Here is a 22031-nt window from a genome sequence, read left to right on the forward strand (position 1 = left end):
TTACATGCTATACAAGAAATTCTTTAAGAGGCCTTTCGATATAGGGGCTTCTCTGTTTGTACTTTTTTTGACTTCGCCTGTTATTTTGATAACGGGCATTTTTTTGATCGTACAAAATAAAGGGACTCCCTTCTTTTTTCAAGAACGACCTGGATTACACCAAAAACCTTTTTTTATTATTAAATTTAAGACCATGACGGATGCACGCGATGCGTCTGGACAGCTGCTTCCTGATAATGAACGGATAACCTTGCTCGGCAAGTGGGTGCGTAAATTATCCATCGATGAGCTTCCTCAGCTGTTTAATGTCTTAAAGGGCGATATGAGTTTAATTGGGCCACGGCCCTTACTCTTTAAATACATTCCCCTTTATTCTGCAGAACAAAATCGGAGGCATGAGGTGCGGCCAGGTATCACGGGCTGGGCGCAAGTAAATGGTAGAAATTCCATTTCTTGGACGCAGAAGTTTGCCTATGATGTGGAGTATATCGATAGACTAAGTTTTCGGCTCGATGTAAAAATATTTTGGCTGACTATCCTGAAGATTTTCAAGCGCGAGGGGGTTAACCAATCGGCGGCCCGCCCCATGCAACCTTTCAACGGGCATAATTAATGGCTTTAATGAAGAAGAAACTTTTTATCGTAGGTTCAGGGAGTGTTGGCTTACACATTGCCTCTAACCCACTCTTATATGGTCTGCAAGAGAACTATGCGCTTTACCTGGTGGATGACGATCCACGAAAAGCGGATATGGTTGTCAATGGCATTCCTGTTGTCGGGGATGTGGGGTATCTGGAAGGCTTGGAAGAGGAAGTAGCTATTGTCATAGGTATAGCCTTTCCTAAAATTAAACGAAAGATCTTCGAACGATTTGCAGCCTACCAAAATTTCTCTTTCCCGAGCTTAGTGGCGCGAAATGCATGGCTGTCCCCTGATGTACAAATAGGGAAGGGGAGTATCATTTATCCGCACTGTAGCTTGAATTACGGCAGCCGTTTAGGTGATTTTGTTTTGTTAAACATGAACTGTGCCGTCGGTCATCATGGTACTTTAGAGGATTTTGTGACCTTGGCGCCGGGTGTTAACTTAGGTGGACATACGCATCTCAAACAGGGATGCGATATGGGCATTGGCAGCGCCACGCTTCAAGGGGTCAGCCTAGCAGAAGATACGGTAGTCGGCGGACAAGCGATGGTCGTGCAGTCGAGTATGACTCCCGGACTAACACTTAAAGGGGTACCTGCCCGCTAGCTCATGCGCTCTATCGTCTATCACTTTATTTTGAACCCCTTCATTTGGTTGTTGGGGTTTTCTTTTTTTCTGTGGAAATGCCGATCTTGGTGGGGGAGGGGCCTGCTGCTGGGGCTTTTGTACCTGCTTTTGCTGCCCGGACCGGTGCGCTGGCTGGTAGAAAAGCAAGAGGATGCCTTTCGGGGCCAAGAAGAGGTGCCTTTGCCGCCAGGCGTACAAGGCATTATCGTCCTGGGCGCTGGGGGGACTCCCGATCCGCGTACCGATATCCTGGGGCAGCTCGGGCGTGCTGGGGTGCTGCCGCGTCTGCTGCGGGGGCGGGACCTGGCGCTGCAGTATCCGCATCTGCCGCTCGTGCTGTCTTCGGCAGGGCGGCCGGAAGGTCCCAGTCAGGCCCGTCTCTACCAGGACTTTCTGCTGCGTATAGGTTGGGAGGAACCCGAGCGTCTCCGGCTCCTGGAAACGCCACGTACGACCCGGGAGGAGGCCCAAGCGCTACGTGCTGCCTTTCCCGATTGGCAGGCGGTAGTGCTTATTAGCCATGCGGAGCATTTGCCGCGAGCGGCAAAGCTTTTTCAGCGGGAAGGGTTTCAGGTGCATGCTGTCCCCGCGACCTACACCGTCCTACGCCATCCGGCTGGCGAGCGCCTCGAATGGATGCCCAGCTTGGAGGCTTTAGCGCTTTGGAAGGGCCTGCTCAAAGAACAAATCGGCTATCTCTTTCCTGTATAAGGCCACCTTTCCGGAGCGACGTGCTCAGGTGGTGGGTATTTCGGTCTGACCATGCCAGCTATTTCGGTCTGACCATGCCAGCTATTTCGGTCTGATCATGCCAGTTGTAGTGCGACTTATTTATTTTTCTGCATTAAAAATTCTTCTAAATCCGTGTAAATTTCGATTTCATTAATTTCCGTCAATTCTAGTTTAAGGATTAGGTTTTTTTCTGATTTAAACTCAAGTTGTACAAATCCATAATCATCAGCATAAAAAGCGCTAAGATGTGATGGAAAAAAAGCTATCTCTAGGTGGATGAATCCAAATATTCTCATCGTTTTCCACAAGTCCAGTCGCAGATGCCAGGAACTTTGTGTTTGGGTAACTATAAAAAATTTCAGTCTGCTTTTTATTCGTTTTATCTTTATCTTTTGGTTTTGCTATGGTCATTAAAATAGTGGAAACTGTTGATTCCGTTTCTTCCCTTAAAAGTTCATAGGTTCTGTCCTTATTCAGTTTTAAGAAAGCAGGTTGATGGTCCTGCGTGATTTCTACGTTAAAGATAAATTGTAGTCCGGGTCTGTAAATGGTATTGTTCGCATCAATTTGATTTTTTTCAATTTCAACAGTTTTGTATCCTTGTCCAAATAGCTGAAATGAAACCAGCAGATTTATAACAATCAATAACTTAGCTAGCATCTTATTTGTCTGTTTTATAATGGGTACTTGCGGTTTGATTCTTTTTTGATCGTTTGCTTTCGTTTTTAACCTATATCGTGTTCGTTTGGTTTCTTTTGCTTTCTTTTTTGTGTTCGATTGTGATCGTTTGGTTTCGTTTTGATTTTTACGTGATTTTTATTGTCATGCTGTGTTGATGGGAATTGTCGGTATTATGGGGGGGATACGGATCGGTATGTGTCGTAGGGGCGGCCCTTGCGGCCGCCCTGCGTGTATTGTCGATGGGCGATACCCGTGGCGTGAATGTCTTCCTTTGGGGTTGAATATTGATGTTTGGATTGGAAATGTCGGTATTATGGGGGGATACGGATTGGGGTGTGTCGAAAGGGCGGCCGCAAGGGCCGCCCCTACGGGGGATTCGGTGGGGTTGAATTGATTTTTCGGTTGGAAATGTCGGTATTACGGGGGGATAAGGATTGGGATGTGTCGAAAGGGCGGCCGCAAGGGCAGCCCCTACGGTGGATTCGGTGGGGTTGAATTGATGTTTGGATTGGAATTGTCGGTATTATGGGGGGGGTAATTGGATCGGTATGTGTCGAAAGGGCGGCCGCAAGGGCCGCCCCTACGTGGATTTGGTGGGCGATAGCCGTGAAGGCTTTCCCTTCTGTTTACTTACATCTGCCTGCTAAATCAGTGGTAATCATGTGTTGTCGTGATTCTTTATTCTTTAGACAAGGTAGGCTTCCATGGAGATAAATTGCCATTGCTGAATACATCCCTATTTAAGCTAAAAATCTGTTTTATATCCATGGGATCTAGTACATTCGCTATTCCTTTTTTCTGGAAAAGATACAGCAGGTGAGACTTAATCTCCCAAAGTGGCTCAAATCGAACCGAAACGCCCCTAAAAACTGGTACCGTTTAAACCGAAACAGATGGCGCAGTTACTCCGAAACGCATGGCACAAATCGAACCGTTATATCCAGCTTTAACAAAACATACAGAAATGAGATCCTTGACAGATATCTCTTCTATGATTTAGAAGAAGTTAAGGCTTTGACGGCAAATTGGATAAACGATTATAATGAGAACAGGCTCCATGACAGTTTAGGCGATATGTCCCCAAGGTAGTTTGCCAGCCGCACTGGGGCGTTAACAGTGGATAACTTCCATGATTTACCCACAATTAACACCCTTAATAATAATAATAACTAAATTTAATTGTCTAATTTAAAGTTGTCCAAAGAAGGGGAAGCCTTCAGATATGTGTGTGGCAGTTGCGTATAGACTTAGATGGTATTCATATCCTCTAATTCTTTTTTGGTCTTGGAATTATAACTTTGAATTGTTCAGCTACAATGTCATTAATTAATTCCAGATTTGGCTGTTCGGCCAAAGCCCTTTTAACTCCTGAACCTAATCCACTAAATGGCAATGTATGCGTACTAAATGCAACCAGTTGGTTGTTTCTTATTACAGGGTTCCCAAATTTAATATCTTCTACGGTTAAACTGTTTGGAAGCTTTCCCGGACTGATTATCTCAATACGATTATCAAAAATGAATAGCCTTATTGGTGAATTTTTGAAATAATCTCTGTGCACTAAAGCGTTCTGCAAAAGTTCTTCAAGTGCAATACTCGAAACTTCAAGTTTCCCTTGCGCATTGAAACTTTCACTAGCCTGAATGAAATCTAAGTTGTTTTTTAGAAAATCAATTCCCTTATCGAATAGTTCAGGAATTGTTCCTTTTAAATCTTTAGGCTTACTTCTGTATTGATTTCCTTCCAGATCATTTCCGAAATAAGAAACGACCTTAATTGTAAATGCAGGTTTAACAGCTTGAGGGTCTGAACCAAAAAATAATAATCCTGCCAGCGTCAACTGATTATTTCGTAAAACTCTTTTTACTCGAAGTGCCTGTTCGAAAGTAAGTCCTTTCTCTTCATAAGTCTTTTCAAACTCTTTTTTGAAATAATTAGAAAATCTCTTTTTATCAATATCCTCAATAGAGGTTCCGTGTACCTCCATTTCATCTGCAAGTAAATTCCCACTGTGCTGAAACAGCCGCATGATTTCAGCATTGTCAGTTAACAGACGTTTATTCGAGCCTTGTTTTACATATATTTCCCCTCTTGCAGTTTTATATGGCTTATTTATTCCTTCTTGTACATGAACAATTAACACATTTTTTGAAGATTCTTCTTGGTCAATTTTTACAACTTCAGTTGCTATATAAACAGGTGGTTTTAGGTTGTCTGCTACTTGTGAAACCACTCTATCGTATTCTTCAATTTGTGCTGATGTTAAGCCAGTAATTTTTCCAGTTACATCCTTAATACCTATGAGAATAACTCCACCTAGTGAATTTGACATTGCAACAATCTCTTGTGCAACGCTATCACGATGAGGAAGTTCTTCTTTAAACTGAACCTTGCTTGTTTCACCTGTACTGATTATGTCCAGTAATTCTATTGCGTTCATTTTGGTTGTATTTTTTCAATGTTCCAAATGTTGTAAATGTTTTTTCTGCGATTAAATGCTTCGTCTCCACCCTCCATAATGTCAACTATATAGCGTTGTGTTTGATGATTATCAATGGTGCCCGAGTGGACTGTGATTTTCTTTTCGTCATAACTGCAAGAAATAACTTTTTCACTGTCACCAAGAACAGGGATGTTAGCATTGTGTGTAGCAAAGATGAACTGCATATTCCCCTTTATTTTCTTTAGTTCCTTTATTACCTCATCATAAACGGTCTGATTATCTAAATCATCCTCGGGCTGGTCAATAATCAATATATCATTTTCATTTTGAGCTAACAAAAATAGAATTAAGGCAGAAGCTCTTTGACCAAGAGAATGTTTATCCAAAGACTTACCATTGTATTGAATAATGATTTTATTTTCAACTTTAAACGTCAGCAAATCTTCAAGATTTTCGGAAAATCTTCTTTTAAAATCAACAACTTGATTTTCATTCAATAATTCATTCAGCTTACTGCTATCCCTGTAAATTTGGATGAAATCTTTGTAGACCGATTCAATCTCCTGATAAGCTGTTTCCCGAATACCTGACCCTCTGAAAACCTGTTTCATCTTATCCATAAACTTATCTCGCCTGTCTTTGAAAAGCACATCAATAAAAAGTTTACTTTCTGCTATATTGATTCTATCAACTTCCTTTTTCAGTAGTTTATATTCCTCAACCCAAAGATTATCCAGTTCTGTAAGTCTCTCTAACAAATTAGTCTGTAAATCGCTTCTTTTCTTTTCAGACTTCTCAATCTCCTTTAGTTTTAATTGAGCAGTTTCAATTTGTCTATTTAGATTCAGAAAATTGTCAGGGTTAATAGAATCAGTATTAACGTCTCTTTTTATCTTGGCAAACTCCTCCTTTAAACCTTCTTTCTTAGCATTGATTTTTGAAATTACTTCCTTAAATCTTAATTGAATTTGAATCGAATTTTTCTGAATGCTTTTTAACTTTTCGAATTCGGTTTTCAATTCGACCATCAATGCCTTTGCCACCTCAAAAAGCTCCCTATTCACTTCAGAACCAGAAATTTCTTGTTGAAAGAAATATTCGTGATTCGAAACTATAGAGGCTAACTCATTCAAATAACTTCTGATGGATGAATTCGTTTGCGATATTTTGGCAATATCAGAATCAAATAAAGTTTGTTGCTTTAGCTTTTCTTCAATTCCTTTCTTCTTAAAGAATTCAAGCTGATGTTTTGCATTTTGAATAAGTGTATCCGTTTCTTTTTTTAGCTCCTTTAAGTTTCTGTGTTTTTTGATTTCTGATATAAGATTTTCAACTTCCCTTTTCTTTTGTAGAATTTTATTTTGAACACTTTTTAATCGATTTCCAATTAATCGCTGAATCAAATCTGCCTCAAAGTCAACATCTTTATTAGACAAATCCTTTTGACCGAAATAGACGGGAAAATCAAAAATGGCATCAATAGAAATTCCTGTCTGTAGAACCCCTTCTTTATAAATATCCTCTTTCTGGCCATATATCTTTTCAATTCTATATTCTTCTTTGTGCCTGTTTACGACTGTAACAATTGACTTACCTCCACTTCTTAATACATTTTCAATCAATCCGTCTTTATACTTTGGGTCAACAGCTATCGGTGAAAGAGGAATTCCTAATGTGAATCGCAATATTTCAAGCACAGAAGATTTTCCACTTCCTCTGATACCTATCAAATTATTAAGTTCAGGTGAAAAGTCAATTTTAGTTTCATCTAATAATCCTCCTTCAAAAGAAATTGATTTAATGTATGCGTTTTTAATTTCAGGCTTGGTATTCAGCGAAATTCTGTAATTAAAGTCAGTAAGTGCATATCTCAATGCTTCGAAATTGAATTCTCCAATTTTGATAAACGTTCTTTTTTCTTCATTTAATTGTTGGTGTGGTCTTCCTATATCTTCCAATGATTTACAGTCTGAACCTTCAATAAATGCAGGTAATTTATCGTTAAACCAGTTTTTCCATATAGCAACTTTATCATAAGTTCTTACTTTTTGGAAGCCTAAAACAAAATGTCTGAATAGGTCATTTGATATAAGCTGTTGAATTCGTCCTCCGTCTAATTCGTTAAAAAAGCCACTGTTCTGCTCTACATGCGCAAGAATGATAAAAGAATCTCTACCATTATTTTCATGATCGCTTAATTTCTGTAATACGGTTTCAAAGTTATATCTACACCTTGTATTTTCATTTTCTCTATTTACTATACCTTCAAATGCAGCAGTAAGAAATTGATTAATGAAATCTTCACCATTGATACACCATTTTTCAAAATCGAAAACAAGTAAGCAATGAATCCCGTTTGCTCCATCATTTACAGAGAGTTCAACCCCAGAAAATAAGCCAATACCTTCTTTTAAGGCCTTTTTTCTCAGGGCTACAAACTCGGATTTGTCAAACTTATTATGATTGGTAATTACTCCAAGATTAATTTTCTGCTCTTTAAGTTTCTCTATATAAAGACGGCAAAAATCATTCTCAGTACCTGTGTACGAAAATTCTTTGTCTGCTTTAGTGTGCAAATGGAAATCGCCTCGAAGCCAGGTCGCTCCATTTTCAAATATGTTCTTGGTTGCGTTTTCCATTATTGCGCTTTTCTTTCAATTATTAATTCTTTGACTTCAATATCAAGGATTTCAGCAATCTTGTATAAGTCCTCTAAACTTGGTTCTTTTGTTTTGAGCATAAGAGTTCACCATATTGTAACTTTTGTCCAATTGGTCTGCTAACCATTTTTGTTTAATACCTTTCTGTTCTAAAACTCTTTAATTCGGTTCATTATCGAACTTGTTTATGATTGGCAAAACTAAGAATAAAAATTAAATAGCTCACTAAATGAGTATTTTAATTATCATTCTGTTTGGTTGAGGTGGGTAGAGGATTCCCTTTAGCTCCTCAAGCTCTATCCATTGGTAAAATGTGACAGAAGTGCCGCTAGGCAAGGTGACTTTCAAAAAAGGAAGGACTCCAGCGGACCGAGCCGGGGCTGAAAGCCGTTTGAAACTCCTGTTTTATTCCGGAGGCAAGTCCCCGAATGCTTGCAGCTTTTTACACCAATACAAAAAAGCCTACCGATTGATCCCTCGATGAAGAGCGAATTATGATCACTGGGTCGTCATTTGTCTTTGTCCAACAAACCTGCACAAGCCTCTATTAACATTCCATTTTCGTTATCATCCACAAATGTAGGAAGTCGAAATTGTCTTGTAAGTATGACGGTTTTTTGTTTTTTGTTGTAAAGCAAAATTGTCGCACCATTTCCTCTGTCGTAGGCTTCTCTGCTTTCAGCCAGCTTGGTACCGTTTTTTTAGTGTACTCGCAAGTAATTTTTCTGAGTACATACCAATTATCGGAAAGAACTTGGGTATCTAATATTTTTATATTGTCTATCATTTTCAGGTTGCTGTTATAAATTGATACTAACAGTTTGGCGCTTGGCGAAGACGGGCATTCGATGCAATTATTCTCGTGCCTACTTCCAAGTTCTTAAAGATACTGAATTTTCCCATTTACGCTAAACCGCCCGATGTATTCAAGGTCCTGTGTTTGCCTTGAATGGTGAATATAGGTCCTAAAGTTGCTCGTACCGATGGGTGAAAGTTCCTAATCGCGGTGGTATCGACCCGAAGCCAAACTAGTGACATGCGGATTTGCTGTGAGAGGGCCGAGCGTGAAGAATACTTCCTGAAGAAGTTTTTTAGGGAGAAGCCCGGTTGGAGGGTAGTAGATTAAGCCCTTCCGTAAGGGAGGAAGTACCGAAGTAGTAGATAGGGCAGCCGACAAAGCCTTAGCTATGGGCCAGGTATGCGGATAGCCAAAAGGATATTCATCCGCTTTAGGCGGAGAGATCTTCGGGTGTTAAGGTTTTGATTTCCAAATTTTGTCAGAAAATGGCAAGTATTCAGGAAGAGCTGCTGAGCCATACCAGGTAAATAGTTCATAGTCTAAAAGACCAATATGAATTGCTGGGTCTGTTTGCAACATTTCCTTTGCCTCATCTATTGTTTTTATGTTGTTTAATATAAAAATTCCCCTGTAATTATTTTCATTTTTATCTAAGGGCCCGGCTAGGATTAATTTTCTTTCGTCAACCAAGTGGTTTATATGGTCCAAATGTCCACGGAAACTTTTATCTATAAGTTCTTGGTCTGCTGTAGTATTTGTGCCTGTTTTTAGAATAACCAAAAAATAACTTTTCATTCCATAATCATCTCCGCCAAGTTTTTCAGCTAAGGATGTGTCATAATTTGAATTAGAGGTCAAAGAGTCTTTTTCTGAATTTATTTGTCCAAAAGTCAGGTTGGATATGACCAAAAGTGTTAAAGTGAAAATATATTTCATTATGCTTTTGTGTTTAGTGCTATTTCGTTTTTTCATAGTTGTAACGGTTTGGCGCTTGGTGTTTTCTGTTTTATTTTTTTAGCTTGCATTAACTTATACATCTGTCCGGAATAACCAGACCTGATTTACCAATTTTAAGCAATAAGTTTGGCTTTTCCCAATTGAAATTTAAATCAAGGGGATCGTTCATTGAATTTTTACGTGATTTTTTTGGCATTCTGTGTAGATGGGAAATGTCGGTATTATGGGGCGGATAATTGGATCGGTATGTGTCGAAAGGGCGGCCGCAAGGGCCGCCCCTACGGGGATTCGGTGGTCGGTACCCGTGAAGGCTTCCCCTTCTGTTTACTTACATCCGCCTGCTAGATCAGTGGTAATCATGTGTTGTCGTGATTCTTTATTCTTTAGACAAGGTAGGCTTCCATGGAGATAGATTCCTGTTCCACAAGATTAAGAATTAATAGGTCTCTCATGGGATGTGCTTTAGGCTAGAAAATATTCTGAACAGGCTATCTGACCTTTAAAGACTAACCCGCCACTTTTGGGTAGGTGCTGTTGGCTGTGATTTTTCTATTCTTTCATAAACTCAAAGATAGCATTTAGAACCCTTTGGGGTTGTTCTTCTTGTGGAAAATGACCACTTGTTTCCAACTTAACAGTTTTTGAATGAGGAAAACCACTTTGAAATTTTTCAAGGTTGTGTGGTTTGATAACTTCGTCTTTCATACCCCAAATAAACAAGGTTGGCTTATTTGATATTGAACTTCTTTTGTTCCATAGTTCTTCAAACCAATTTTGATCATTGAGTAAAGATTTTGCAAATGCTAATGCTCCATTTCTTTCCGAACTATTGGCAAATGGTTTTGTGTATTGCTTTAATAGCTTTTTTGAAATCTTTTCGTCACCAAATGATTGAGGTAGGATGAATCTTGGGGAAAAATTTAAACTACGATAAAGAAATGGCAAAAAAGGGCTTTTCAAAATTTTTCTTAGCTTAATATAGTCTGGGTCGTTTTCGCTACTCCAGAGCCACGAATTAAGTATGATAATTTTTTTAATTTTTTCAGGTTGCTCAATGGCAAAATTTAATCCAATAGGTCCACCGAAGTCGTGTACTACAAAAGTAATATTGTTCAAATGTTTTTCAGCTATGAATTTTCCAAGCGTTTTACTATGATTTGCTGTTGAATAATCATAATCCTTGGGCTTATCGGATAGACCAAAACCGATATGGTCTACCGCTATACACCGATAATTCGATTTTAATTCTTTTATGATGTTCCGATAGTCAAAACTCCAAGAAGGTGTGCCGTGAACAAACAAAATAACTTCGCCTTGTCCTTCATCTATGTAATGCAATTTTTGATTGTTTACTTGGAAGTAGTTAGCGTTAAACGGATACTCGCTTTTATCCAACCATTTGAATTTTTCTTGTGCCATAAGATTTTTGTTTATAATTAACAATGCCAATAAAATTTTAGCTTTCATTCTTTTAAGAATTAGCAATTGTGTTTTGCAAAACTGCTCGGCACAAAGGTAAACAATAGTGAAATTGTAAATCTTGGTATAGACCAATATTACAAGATTAGAACTTCACCTTATTAAAAAGTTTGCTAAAATTTGTCGGGTCAATGTTTAAATAGGAAGCAATGTGTTTATGTGGCACAAGTTGAAGTAAATGCGGACTCCTTTGGCAAAAAACTTTAAAACGTTCTTCAATAGTCATACTATGAAGTTCAATATGTCGGTTAATAATTCCTGATAAAACGGCCTCGGTCATTCGCCTAAAAAGGCGTTCAATTTGTTGCGAACTGTCGAATAGGGATTGTAGTTTTTCAAATGAGATGTAATCCAATTCGGTGTTAGTAAGACACGTCAAATAATATTTTGATGGGCTTTGGAAAAAGAAAGATTCCGGAATAGCGCACAAATTAGGTGGGTAAGTAAAAGCAATGACGTGTGTTTTGTTTTCTGCGTCAAAGTAAGACATTTGAACGCCACTTTTCACAAAAAAAACTTCTCTTTGTATTTGTCCTGGCACCGTAATATAATCCCCTTTTCTAAATGTCTTGTTTCTTAGATTTTCTGTCAACAAGTCATAGTCAGCGATTCCTATATCGTGAAAAAGTTTAAAATATTCGTATCTATTCATTTCGTTTTTCGGTGTGTATTTCTAAAATCACAGCTAACTTATATATCTGTTCGAAAAAACCTGACATCGTCTACCAATTTTAAGCAATAAGTTTGGTTTTCCCCAATTAAAGATATAAAATAAAAGTATAGTTTACTGAATTGTGTCTATGTTTCTCGTTTTATTGCTGGGGGCTAGCTCCCTTGGCCTATGGCCTCTCGTGTCCGAAATGCGGGTTTATGGGATTTGATGGGTTTGGGGCTAGGGATTGCGTATTTGGGTCTGATCATGCATGACCTTTCGGCAGTTATGATCTGGTTTTCGTTTCCTTTTTACGTTATTTCTATGGGTAGGGTGTTTCGTGGGGTTTTTGGTGATATACAAGTTGGCGGGTGTAGAAAGGGCGGCCGCAAGGGCCGCCCCTACGGGGACATTCGATGTGTGGGGTGTTTCGTTGGGTTTTTGGTGATGTGCAGGTTGGCGGGTGTCGAAAGGGCGGCCGCAAGGGCCGCCCCTACGGGGACATTCGATGTGTGGGGTGTTTCGTGGGGTTTTTGGTGATGTGCAGGTTGGTGGGTGTCGAAAGGGCGGCCGCAAGGGCCGCCCCTACGGGGACATTCGATGTGTGGGGTGTTTCGCGGGGTTTGTGGTGATGTGCAGGTTGGCGGGTGTCGAAAGGGCGGCCGCAAGGGCAGCCCCCGCGGGGGATTCGGTGGGGTGGGGGTTCCCTGTAGGATTGTGGTCTAATGAAGGCTACCCCTTCTTTGGCCAACTTCAACGCTGCGCTTCTTCATTCTTAGTCCATTCGTTTCTTTTTATCGTTTCAGTTATATGAGCCAGATGGTGGTTGCAATGCCATGCGTAAGCTCCTATATTTTCGTCAATTCTAAAGGTTTTTCCCTGTTCAGGATGAATAAATATTCTTGCATGTTGATCCTCTGTCAACTGATTTAATAACACCGTCCACCTTTCGTGTATTCCTTCTATCATTTTCAAGGAGGGCTCTATGGCCATATTTTTTGTGTCTGGAAGTTCTGCCCAGCGTTCTTCGAAGTAAGGTTTTATAGTGGGTTGATCTTCTGTCAATGCAAGCTTTAACCGAGTTAAACTGTTCATATGGCTGTCCGCACAATGATGGACGACCTGTCGAATCGTCCAACCATTAGGTCTATAGGGCGTATCAAGTTGCTCATCTGTCAAATTAAGTACCTCACTTGCCAGTCTTTTTGGGAACGTTGAAATATCAGAAATCCACTTTTTTATATTTTCCTTGGTGATAGTCGTAGGTGGATCAAACTTACCTATAGGAAATTTTAGCTTTTCTATGTCCATTTATTTTTTCTATGTATATCGTTTGGTAGAGTAGGGCTGGTGTAGGCCTTGAGTTTTGCTGTTCTCTGTTTTAGAAGCATAAAATTCCTATTTTTGTCAAACTGCTGTTAGCGGATCGGTATTCTTTTTTAGCTTTCGTCCGTCAATTTGATGACTATTCCGTCTTTAAACTCAAAAGTTGATTTACCTTTTAGCTTTATTTCTTGCCCCTTTTTAAGTCCGTTTGGAAAATCCTGTGCTAAAACTCCCTGATAATCAATTTCAATTTGACTGATTGGTCCTTCGTGTTTGAAGGATATTATTTTTTGCTCTCTTTGTAAAAAAAACTGTTTCGCTGTTTCCGCTTGTTTTTTGAACTCATGGATGCCGTTCAACGTCATGGTCACTTGTCCATTTTGTTTATTCATAAAAACGATACTGTCAGCAAAATTCTCTATCATTTTTAGGATGTCGAAGTTGTTATAGCTGTCAACATAATTTTTAATTACTTCTTCTCTTGCTTTCATAAACATAAAATTATATTTTTTTAATAAAAACTTCTATGCTAGGATTCCTTTTTCTCTTGTAAGCACTATTTTTCAAGTTTGTAGGTCATAAGTTTCCCATTCGTTACACTTGCTATTTTGCCAACATTTTTTTCATAGTAATTAAGATATTCCGTCATCTTATTTTTATCTCTATTTTGAAGTTGGGTTGCTTTTATCTCAAGTAGGTTTTTAATCCGTGTTAGCGGTTCAGGCTTTTTTCATTGTGTTCGAATTTTAGTAGTTCGGTATAAGGGTCGCCTGTCAACCCAAGTGCTAATGCAAATGCTGGTTCTGTCTTTCGTCCTTGTCGTTTGAGTTCAATAATTTGTTTATCTGCGAAACAGCAAATGATGTCAAGGTCGCTATTTTCAATGTCAATGTTTATGGGTATTGTCCCAACAAGGATAGGGTCAAACTGTTTTAGTTTTAATAAAATTTGATTATTCGTCAAGATAGAATAGGCTTGTCGTTGTCGGTTGTTGCCGTGTTTTAAATATTCTATAGTGTCAAAATCTATATTCACAAATTAAGCTTTTTAGTTTAGATTTTCTGTCCTATTATTTAAAAGCGCCAATGCTGCGGTGTCGTTTTAGGCTGACTCCTTACTTATACATCTGTCCGGAATAACCAGACCTGATTTACCAATTTTAAGCAATAAGTCTGGTTTTTCCCAATTAAAAAATTTAAATCATCGGGATAGTCCATTGAATTTTTACGTGATTTTTTTTGGCATGCTGTGTAGATGGGAAATATTGGTATTATGGGGGGTGATACATATTGGTATGTATCGTAGGGGCGGCCCTTGCGGCCGCCCTGCGTGTATTGTCGATGGGCGATACGCGCGGTGGGCCGCATCGATGTCCAGAATGGGCGACGTATGTTTCGATGGGGGATGATACATATTGGTATGTGTCGTAGGGGCGGCCCTTGCGGCCGCCCTACGTGTATTGTCGATGGGCGATACCCGTGGCGTGAATGTCTTCCTTTGGAGTTGAATTGATGTTTCGGTGGGCAATCTCGGTATTATGGGGGGGATAATTGGATCGGTATGCGTCGACAGGGCGGCCGCAAGGGCCGCACCTACCGGTGGGGTCTGGCATGGTGGACGGGTTGGGCCGTATCGATGGTGCGGGGAAAAGGCATGGGATCTGGTGCGGTGGACTGCATGTAGGGTTTAGGTGAAAAGGGATAGGGTCCGCTGCGGTGGATCGTTTGCAAAGGCTGGGCTTTTGGTATTATTCGTGGGTTGCTTGGTTAATTAATACGTTTGAATGAATTAATTAGGATTTTTAATTTTGTAAAGGTTCTTTCGTTTTACAAAATATTTTGTTAATTCGTGAAATAGGTGGGGAAAAAATTGAAAATTTGTTGGTGCCAAGCTCCAAACCCTTGGGAATTATTTAAAGAAATCCCCTATATTCGTTTCATGTTTCGTGCCGTAGCGTAGTTACCCGTACTTCTGTTTGGCGCCGTTTGTCCCTTTGACTGCTTTTTTTTCCAAGGGCCTACCGTGCAGCAGCACTTGTTTTTCGCGTGTAACCATCCTTTTTCTAAATATTATTTCGTATGAAACACAAACCCAGTTTTCTCCCCGTACACAAGTGGCGTGTACCCCTCCTGCTACTGGCCACACTGTTTTTCTTTCAGTGTGCTAATCAAGATGTGGAGTTTCTAGACCCCTTCGAATTCGTCAATAATGACTTCGAGGACATCGGCGAGTTGCCAGCAGTGAATGATCCCGAGCCCACTCCTTCCACCGTGACCCCTGTAGAAATCGTGCAAAGTCCACGTACCGCGCAAATCATCGGCGATGTCTCTACAGCAACTGAACCAGAGGATGTCACAGAAGAGAATCTCCAAACCATCAACGATGTGGCTGTGGCTACGGCAGCTTTGCCCCCGGCCTCAGCGGCAGCCCTTACGACCGAAGCACAAAATGTAGATCAGGCGCGTCTGGATGCGCTCGTGGCTAACCCGAATGCTATAAGCCCCGAGGTGGCCGCAGCACTTACGGGCCTTCTGGCCAACCCGGAGATCGCCGCGCTTTTCGCCTCCCTGACGCCAGAAACCGCCGGCACACGGATGGATACAGAAGCCATACGCCTCTTGAATTCCGATGACCTGATCAGCCGCATCGAGACCCTTTCCGGTCCCTGCGCAGATGCCGCCCGCGCCAGCTATAACCGCGCACTTGCTGAACTCGATGCTGCCCGCGATGCACGCCTGGCCACGATCGCCGCCAACTTCACCTCACGGGAAGCCGCAGCCAATACCCGTGCCGCTACGCGTACCGCCGATGCAAATGACCGCGCCACCGCACGCGTAAACGATGCAGTAGCCACCTTTTTAGCCCTGCAGACTGTGGCCAACTTGCCCAGCTTCAGTGCCTTACGGAATGATCTTCTGCTCTTCGCCTTTGTGAATCTGATCACTACGCTGCAGACCTCGAATGCAGCCCTGGCTGCCGATATCGTGCGCATCGAAGCCGGCCGTACAGCAGATTTAGCCGCCGCAGCTGCCGCACGTACTGCCGCCACGAACCAAGTGCAGACCGACTACGCTGCATCCTTAGCGGTATTAAATCAGCGCTTGCAAGCAGCACTTAATGCTTGTCACAATCAAGGTTCTGCTAACTAATTAAAGACAAAACGCATGAAAAAGATACTCTTTACCTGTTTAATCGCACTTACTGTGCAGTACACCTATGCCCAAGTGGCGCTGACCCGCATCGGGATCGGTGTTAGCCACTGGGAAAGATCCTATGATGGCGCAGATGAATTTTCCGCCATGTTTCAGCCGCTGAATGCTACCAGTTCCAGCAGCACGGTGATTCCCTCTATTTTCGCGCAGGTGAACCTGATCGGCGGTTTCGGTGTGGAAGGCCGCTTCGGCTTGTACAGCGCCAGCTTCGAGGGAAGCAGCGTCTTTACTGGCTTCACCATTACGGAGTCCATCGAGCAGCGTATCCTGCCTTTTTCCTATGGGTTGGTGTACGATCTTCCGCTTAGCGAGCGCTGGACGGCCATGCTCGGTGCCGGTTTCAATACCTTCACCATCCGAAATGAGATCACACGCACCGTGACTGGGGCAGAGGGCTCTACGGGTCCGAATACCTTCACAGGACGTCAGACAGCGGCCTATGTACGCGGAGCACTCGAATACATGGTGACCGATAACATCGGGCTGGGCTTGGATCTGCGCTATAATACCGGCGCCTACAACCAGGTCTCTCGTCCGGAGCCGGGAGCTGCTCCCGTGACGCGTGAAATCAGCTTGGCAGGCGTGGAAGTAGGCCTCAGTGTCCGCTACCGCTTCTCCGCTTTATTTGAAGGCAAAACCGAAAAAGAAGATTAAGTGCCGCGAATGGGACGTTTAATTGGTTCAACTTCCATCGTTAAAAGTATGTGCAGCATTCCGCTGCCATACTTTTTTTTATGCCTTATCTTCAGCTGCCTCCTTAGTCTGGCCCTGCTGCAGCCCCTGCAGGCGCAGCATAATGTGCTCGGCAAGCCGGGCTACATCTTTACCCCAAGTGGGGACTGGTCGGAGCAGCCGCAGGCACGGGTGGGGCTCGCCTTTATTCCCCAGCAGTACGCCATCAATCATTACATGGGGCGTTTTGCGGATGAGCTGATGTACCATGCCACCGCCGACATCACCCCCTTCCTGCGGGTGACGCTGAACATGACCTACCTTCCGGACGTGCCACGCATCGGGATCGGGGATCGGCATATCGACTTCAGCCTACGTCTGCTGCGGGAGCGCACAGACAGCTGGCTGCCGGACGTTTCCCTGTTTTTTTCTTTGCCGCAGGTGAACTCCGCCGCCGACTATCTAGGCCATCAGGCCCTGGTGCTGACGAAAAGCCATGCACTGGATCCCCACTGGACCCTGAGCGGAAGTGTGGGGTATGGCTCTCCCTTCTTTTACCTGACGCGGGAGAGCAGAGATGCGAACCGGGAGCCCATCGGTCCGGGGCTGGTGCGCAAGGAGCGGATCAATAACTTTTATCTCTCGGGGCTGTTCGGCGCGGCTAAGTTGCGCTACCGCGACTGGGGTGGCCTGCTGCTCGAGCATGATGGCCGGGCCCTGCATGGGGGGCTGTACAGCAATTTATGGCAAGAAAAAATCGCGTTGCAGCTGAATGCCTATGGGTTCAGGCAAGTGGGTGCTGCGCTGCATCTGGTGCTCCCGCTGGAGGTGGCGCCGCGGGCTTTACGACGTAAACAAGGACAAGATGAAAATTAGACGGCTACTTTTCTTACTGCTCTGCTGCTGGAGCGTTTCCTTTGGCCGGCAGGCCGAAATCCAAGAGGGGGAGGCCCCACAGCCTCTGGGCGCGGAGATGGGGCCCAGTCAAAAGGGGATGCTAACGGCAGAGCAGCAAGCGCGCCTGAAGGAGACCCTTCGGGAGGCGGGATTCGAGCAGGTGCACCTCCTGGAAGAGGAGCGCTACTGGGGGCTGGTGTACGAACATCGGAATTTCCGTGACCCCTATGCCTCCATCGCCCTCATCGAGCGGATTTTAGCGGAGCAGGGCTTGGACAAGGAGGCCTTTCGCTATGTGCCTTTGCTTTTAGGAGAGACCCTGGGCCTGTTTACCGCAGCGGGCTTACTGGAGCCCCTGAGTCCCCAGCAGGAGCTGCAGGTGCGGCGCAAGTGGCGACCGGAAGGGTATCGCTATAACTTCCGTTTGATGCCGGACCTGAACATTCGTTTTGGGAATTTCGAGCAGCCCGTGCAGGAGAAGTTCGGGATGCTGTTGGACACGCGCTTTTATTTGTTGCCAGGCCTGAGTCTGCATACGGGCCTTTACCTACCGATCAGTAATCGGCTGGATCGGACCTCTGACCGGGTACATGTGGGCCCTACGCACTTGAATTTTTTCCGTCACCTGGGCAAGGGCCATTTTATGTTGGTGCAGACGGGTCTTTTCGTATACGATCGGTATGGCTGGGATGTACAGTACCGCTACATGCCGCTGGATGGGCGGCTGAGTTTCGGGGCGCAGCTGGCGCAAACGGGCTTTTATGCCTTTGCGCGGGAGCGCTTCTTTACGGAGGCGTTAGGCGGCTGGATGCTGCTGGGCGATGTCGAATACCGCTTGCCTTTCGAGGGGCTGGTGCTGAAAGCCAGTGCGGGCCGTTTTCTGGTGGGGGATCGCGGTGTGCGCGGGGAGCTAATTCGGCAGTACGGCACCTGGGAGCTGGGCTTTTTCGTGTCGCGGACGGGCTTAGGAAATAATGCCGGCTTTCAGTTGGCCTTTCCTTTATGGCCGGGGCGGCTGTTGCGCACGCGCAAAATCGAATTACGCACCACAGAGGAGTTTCGCTGGGAGTATGGCATTAACGCCGAAGATCCGCTGGGGCGCCGTTTTCGTACGGGCACACCACGCTTGGATGATTTGTTGCGCCAGTACCAGTATCCGCGGGGCTTCTAGTCCCCCCTTTGGTAGGGGCGGCCCTTGCGGCCGCCCTGCGTGTATTGTCGATGGGCGATACGTGCGGCGGGCCGTATCGATATCCAGAATGGGCGACGTATGTTTCGATGGGGGGTGATACATATTGGTAGGCATCGTAGGGGCGGCCCTTGCGGCCGCCCTATGTGTATTGTCGAAGGGCGATATGCGTGACGGGTCGTATCGATGTCCAGAATGGGCGACGCATGTTTCGATGGGGGATGATACATATTGGTAGGCATCGTAGGGGCGGCCCTTGCGGCCGCCCTATGGGTATTGTCGATGGGCGATACGTGCGACGGGCCGCATCGATGTCCAGAATGCGTGACGTATGTTTCGATGGGGGATGATACATATTGGTAGGCATCGTAGGGGCGGCCCTTGCGGCCGCCCTGCGTGTATTATCGATGGGCGATACCCGTGGCGGGCCGTGTCGATGTCCAGAATGGGCGACGCATGTTTCGATGGGGGGTGATACATATTGGTATGTGTCGTAGGGGCGGCCCTTGCGGCCGCCCTGCGTGTGTTGTCGATGGGCGATACGCGCGATGGACGATATCCGCGGTGGCCCGTATCGATGCAACGGGAAAAAATGTATATTTTTTCCGCCGTTTAAATAGTAAAAAACGCATTTCAAATAATTGAAAACGTTTTTTGTTTCCTGAGAAGTTCGTTTTGTGACGTGTTTTATCGTTTTGTGCCTGAGAAATAGTAAAATAACGGCATTTATTTAGCTCTAAGGATTTTTTTGGCCTGTTATTTGACACCAGTGCATAATCGATTACGGGAGAGAAGCGTTTGATAAGCCATTAGGAAGACAATAGAATTTCATGTATTTTTACCGAGAACCACAAATTTTTACTAACCGATCATTTAAAAGATGAAGTTTTTACTGCAGATGAAAATCATGCCGCGCTGGTTAATCGTCTTAATCGATGCGGTATTTATAGGAAAGGCAGCTTTTTTCGCCTATTTCCTGCGTTTTAATTTCGACTTCGTTCGGATCAGCGCCTTCGAGGTAATCCCCAGCGTGGCGGCCTTTATTCTGCTCACCCTCCCGATGATGTACTGGAGTAAATCCTACTCGGGTATCGTGCGGCACACGGGACTGCGCGACATGGTGCGCATCGGCTTGATGCTCGGAGCCTCCATCTTCGTCCTCCAGTTGCTAAAACTAAGCAATGTGCGCGTAGACCTGGTGGATCCCCATTATTTTTTACCGATTTCGGTGGCGGTCATCGCCAGCTTCATTAGTTTGGCGCTCTTAGTGGGCTACCGCCTGCTGATTCGCAATGTCTACCACGTCGCCAAAAGAAATACGGGTACGCCTAGCAAGTTGATCCCCGTGCTCCTTTATGGGGCGGGGGATGCGGCCATGATCACCTGCCAGACGATAACGCGCGATACTTATACCCGCTATCAGGTACTGGGTTTTTTAGACGATGATCTCGACAAGCAGGGCAAGAGCCTTCTTGGGTTTCCGATATTTAAGGGTGGCTTGGACGCCCTTCCCCAGCTCGTAGAAAAGAAAGGGGCGAAAGAATTGATTATCGCCATTACTTCCCTGCCCGTGGAGCGGCTACGGGAGCTGACCGATGCTGCTTTGGCCGCAGGCCTACGGGTGAAAAAAATTCCAAGCTCTGTCTCCTGGTTTGAAGAAAAGAGCCTGAAGCCCTCCGACATTAAGGAAGTCCGCATCGAAGACCTGCTGCCACGGAAGAGCATTCAGTTAAATGAAGCCCATGTCGCCTCCTACGTTAAGGGCAAGCGCGTACTGGTCACTGGCGCGGCCGGCTCCATCGGCAGTGAGATCTGCCGGCAGTTGATGCGCCTACAACCCAGTGAAGTGCTTCTGCTGGATCAGGCAGAGTCTGCGCTTTACGATCTGCAGCAAGAGTTAAAGACAGCGAAAGCTGCCAAGGCCTGCCGCTATGTGGTGGCCGATATCCGAAACAAGCCCGTGATGGAGCGGCACTTTGCGGCCTTCCAGCCGCAGGTGGTCTTCCATGCTGCAGCCTACAAGCATGTGCCGCTGATGGAGGAGTATCCCCATCAGGCCATTCAGACGAATGTGCGGGGCACGCAGGAGCTAGCCGACCTTTCCCTGGCCTATGCGGTGGAAAAGTTCGTGATGGTCAGCACGGATAAGGCCGTAAACCCCACGAATGTGATGGGCGCTAGCAAGCGGCTCGCTGAGATGTATGTGCAGACGTTAGGGGAGAAGGCGGCCCTGTCGGGCAAGGCGCAGACACGCTTTATTACCACGCGCTTCGGCAATGTACTGGGCAGTAACGGTTCGGTCATTCCCCTTTTCCGCAGGCAGCTGGAGCAGGGGGGGCCTTTGACGGTCACGCATCCCGATATTACACGCTACTTCATGACCATACCCGAGGCCTGTCAGCTGGTGCTGGAAGCAGGCGCTATCGGTCAGGGAGGCGAGATCTTCGTGTTCGATATGGGCCAACCCGTAAAAATCGCGGATTTAGCGAAAAAAATGATTCGGTTGAGTGGCCGTGAGGTAGGTGAGATCGGTCTGGTATACACCGGGCTACGCCCTGGGGAGAAGCTCTACGAGGAGCTGCTAAACGATGCTGAGGCTACCCTGCCGACGCATCATGAAAAGATCAAGATTGCGCGCATGCAGGCCATCGATCATCACAGCCTACAGCAGGGGCTGCAGCGGCTCTATGCGCTGGTGGAGCAGGGAGATGATTTCGAGCAAGTGCAGCAGATGAAAGTGCTGGTGCCGGAGTTTGTGAGTAACAGTTCCCGTTTTTCACGATTGGATGTAAATATTTTGAATTAATGGATTTTATTTAAATAAAACAGAAGAATCCCTTTGGGCAGTCCGTTTGTTCTTAGGGATTCTTTTTTTTAGTCGTTTCTAAATGTATTGGACGAGAAAACAAAAGGACGTATCTTGCGTTTTCAAGAAGTAGACCTTTTTATCCACTTCTTCCCGTTTGTTTTGAATAGGAAATGTCTTTTTTGGCACTTTTTTAGATGAAGTTGGACACCCGGATATCACGCTACTTCACCCGTGCACTTTTGCGAGTATTA

18 protein-coding genes are annotated in these 22031 nt (G+C 44.5%); 9 read left to right on the forward strand and 9 right to left on the reverse strand.

The features are described from left to right. Positions 1–4: 4 nt before the first annotated feature. Genes ACXIT9_RS12495 through ACXIT9_RS12505 form a run of 3 tightly spaced genes read left to right on the forward strand, consistent with a single transcriptional unit; the run spans position 5 to position 1983 of the window. Entirely contained in the window at positions 5–613 is a 609-nt protein-coding gene (locus tag ACXIT9_RS12495; RefSeq protein WP_458056575.1) for a sugar transferase, read from the forward strand. Between the two features lie 8 nt (positions 614–621). Beyond that, positions 622–1251, forward strand: a complete 630-nt coding sequence (locus ACXIT9_RS12500; protein ID WP_458056576.1) for an acetyltransferase — start codon at positions 622–624, stop codon at positions 1249–1251. A gap of 3 nt (positions 1252–1254) precedes the next feature. After that, positions 1255–1983: a YdcF family protein gene (locus ACXIT9_RS12505; protein ID WP_458056577.1), complete on the forward strand. Its 729-nt coding sequence runs from the start codon at positions 1255–1257 to the stop codon at positions 1981–1983. A gap of 261 nt (positions 1984–2244) precedes the next feature. On the opposite strand, the gene ACXIT9_RS12510 is transcribed toward ACXIT9_RS12505, so the two are convergent. Then, entirely contained in the window at positions 2245–2664 is a 420-nt protein-coding gene (locus ACXIT9_RS12510) for a hypothetical protein (RefSeq protein ID WP_458056578.1), read from the reverse strand. An 837-nt stretch (positions 2665–3501) separates the two neighbouring features. On the opposite strand from ACXIT9_RS12510, the gene ACXIT9_RS12515 reads away from it, so the two are divergent. Beyond that, positions 3502–3774 (forward strand): integrase core domain-containing protein, encoded by a 273-nt coding sequence (locus tag ACXIT9_RS12515; protein WP_458056579.1) that lies wholly within the window; start codon positions 3502–3504, stop codon positions 3772–3774. 178 nt (positions 3775–3952) lie between these two features. Here ACXIT9_RS12515 and ACXIT9_RS12520 read toward each other — a convergent pair whose 3' ends face one another. From ACXIT9_RS12520 to ACXIT9_RS12555, 8 genes are all read right to left on the reverse strand, one after another. Next, a complete protein-coding gene (locus ACXIT9_RS12520) occupies positions 3953–5125 on the reverse strand; it encodes an RNA-binding domain-containing protein (RefSeq protein WP_458056580.1) in 1173 nt (390 codons plus the stop codon). After that, positions 5122–7767 carry a TrlF family AAA-like ATPase gene (locus ACXIT9_RS12525; protein WP_458056581.1) on the reverse strand — a complete coding sequence of 882 codons (2646 nt, stop codon included), beginning with the start codon at positions 7765–7767 and terminating at the stop codon, positions 5122–5124. Before ACXIT9_RS12525 ends, ACXIT9_RS12520 begins: the two co-directional genes overlap by 4 nt. A gap of 1273 nt (positions 7768–9040) precedes the next feature. Next, entirely contained in the window at positions 9041–9559 is a 519-nt protein-coding gene (locus ACXIT9_RS12530; RefSeq protein WP_458056582.1) for a YciI family protein, read from the reverse strand. A 534-nt stretch (positions 9560–10093) separates the two neighbouring features. Further along, positions 10094–11011 carry an alpha/beta fold hydrolase gene (locus ACXIT9_RS12535; protein WP_458056583.1) on the reverse strand — a complete coding sequence of 306 codons (918 nt, stop codon included), beginning with the start codon at positions 11009–11011 and terminating at the stop codon, positions 10094–10096. A 97-nt stretch (positions 11012–11108) separates the two neighbouring features. Then, positions 11109–11675 carry a Crp/Fnr family transcriptional regulator gene (locus ACXIT9_RS12540; protein ID WP_458056584.1) on the reverse strand — a complete coding sequence of 189 codons (567 nt, stop codon included), beginning with the start codon at positions 11673–11675 and terminating at the stop codon, positions 11109–11111. A gap of 753 nt (positions 11676–12428) precedes the next feature. Next, positions 12429–12986 (reverse strand): YfiT family bacillithiol transferase, encoded by a 558-nt coding sequence (locus ACXIT9_RS12545; RefSeq protein ID WP_458056585.1) that lies wholly within the window; start codon positions 12984–12986, stop codon positions 12429–12431. Positions 12987–13114: 128 nt separating this feature from the next. Continuing rightward, positions 13115–13492, reverse strand: coding sequence for a nuclear transport factor 2 family protein (locus ACXIT9_RS12550; protein WP_458056586.1), 378 nt, complete (start codon positions 13490–13492; stop codon positions 13115–13117). A 220-nt stretch (positions 13493–13712) separates the two neighbouring features. Next, complete coding sequence (locus ACXIT9_RS12555) at positions 13713–14036, reverse strand: DUF4269 domain-containing protein (protein ID WP_458056587.1); 324 nt, start codon at positions 14034–14036, stop codon at positions 13713–13715. Between the two features lie 1043 nt (positions 14037–15079). On the opposite strand from ACXIT9_RS12555, the gene ACXIT9_RS12560 reads away from it, so the two are divergent. The 5 genes from ACXIT9_RS12560 (at position 15080) to ACXIT9_RS12580 (ending at position 21777) form a co-directional block, all read left to right on the forward strand. Then, entirely contained in the window at positions 15080–16150 is a 1071-nt protein-coding gene (locus ACXIT9_RS12560) for a hypothetical protein (protein WP_458056588.1), read from the forward strand. A 15-nt stretch (positions 16151–16165) separates the two neighbouring features. Further along, on the forward strand, positions 16166–16867 hold the full coding sequence (locus ACXIT9_RS12565; RefSeq protein WP_458056589.1) for a hypothetical protein: 702 nt from the start codon (positions 16166–16168) through the stop codon (positions 16865–16867). Positions 16868–16876: 9 nt separating this feature from the next. Continuing rightward, positions 16877–17761 (forward strand): hypothetical protein, encoded by an 885-nt coding sequence (locus ACXIT9_RS12570; RefSeq protein WP_458056590.1) that lies wholly within the window; start codon positions 16877–16879, stop codon positions 17759–17761. Then, positions 17751–18953 carry a YjbH domain-containing protein gene (locus tag ACXIT9_RS12575; protein WP_458056591.1) on the forward strand — a complete coding sequence of 401 codons (1203 nt, stop codon included), beginning with the start codon at positions 17751–17753 and terminating at the stop codon, positions 18951–18953. The genes ACXIT9_RS12570 and ACXIT9_RS12575 overlap by 11 nt, the downstream gene beginning before the upstream one ends. An 898-nt stretch (positions 18954–19851) precedes the next feature. Next, positions 19852–21777 (forward strand): polysaccharide biosynthesis protein, encoded by a 1926-nt coding sequence (locus ACXIT9_RS12580; protein WP_458056592.1) that lies wholly within the window; start codon positions 19852–19854, stop codon positions 21775–21777. The last annotated feature ends 254 nt before the right edge of the window (positions 21778–22031 follow it).

Source organism: Nitritalea sp. (genome assembly GCF_054166705.1).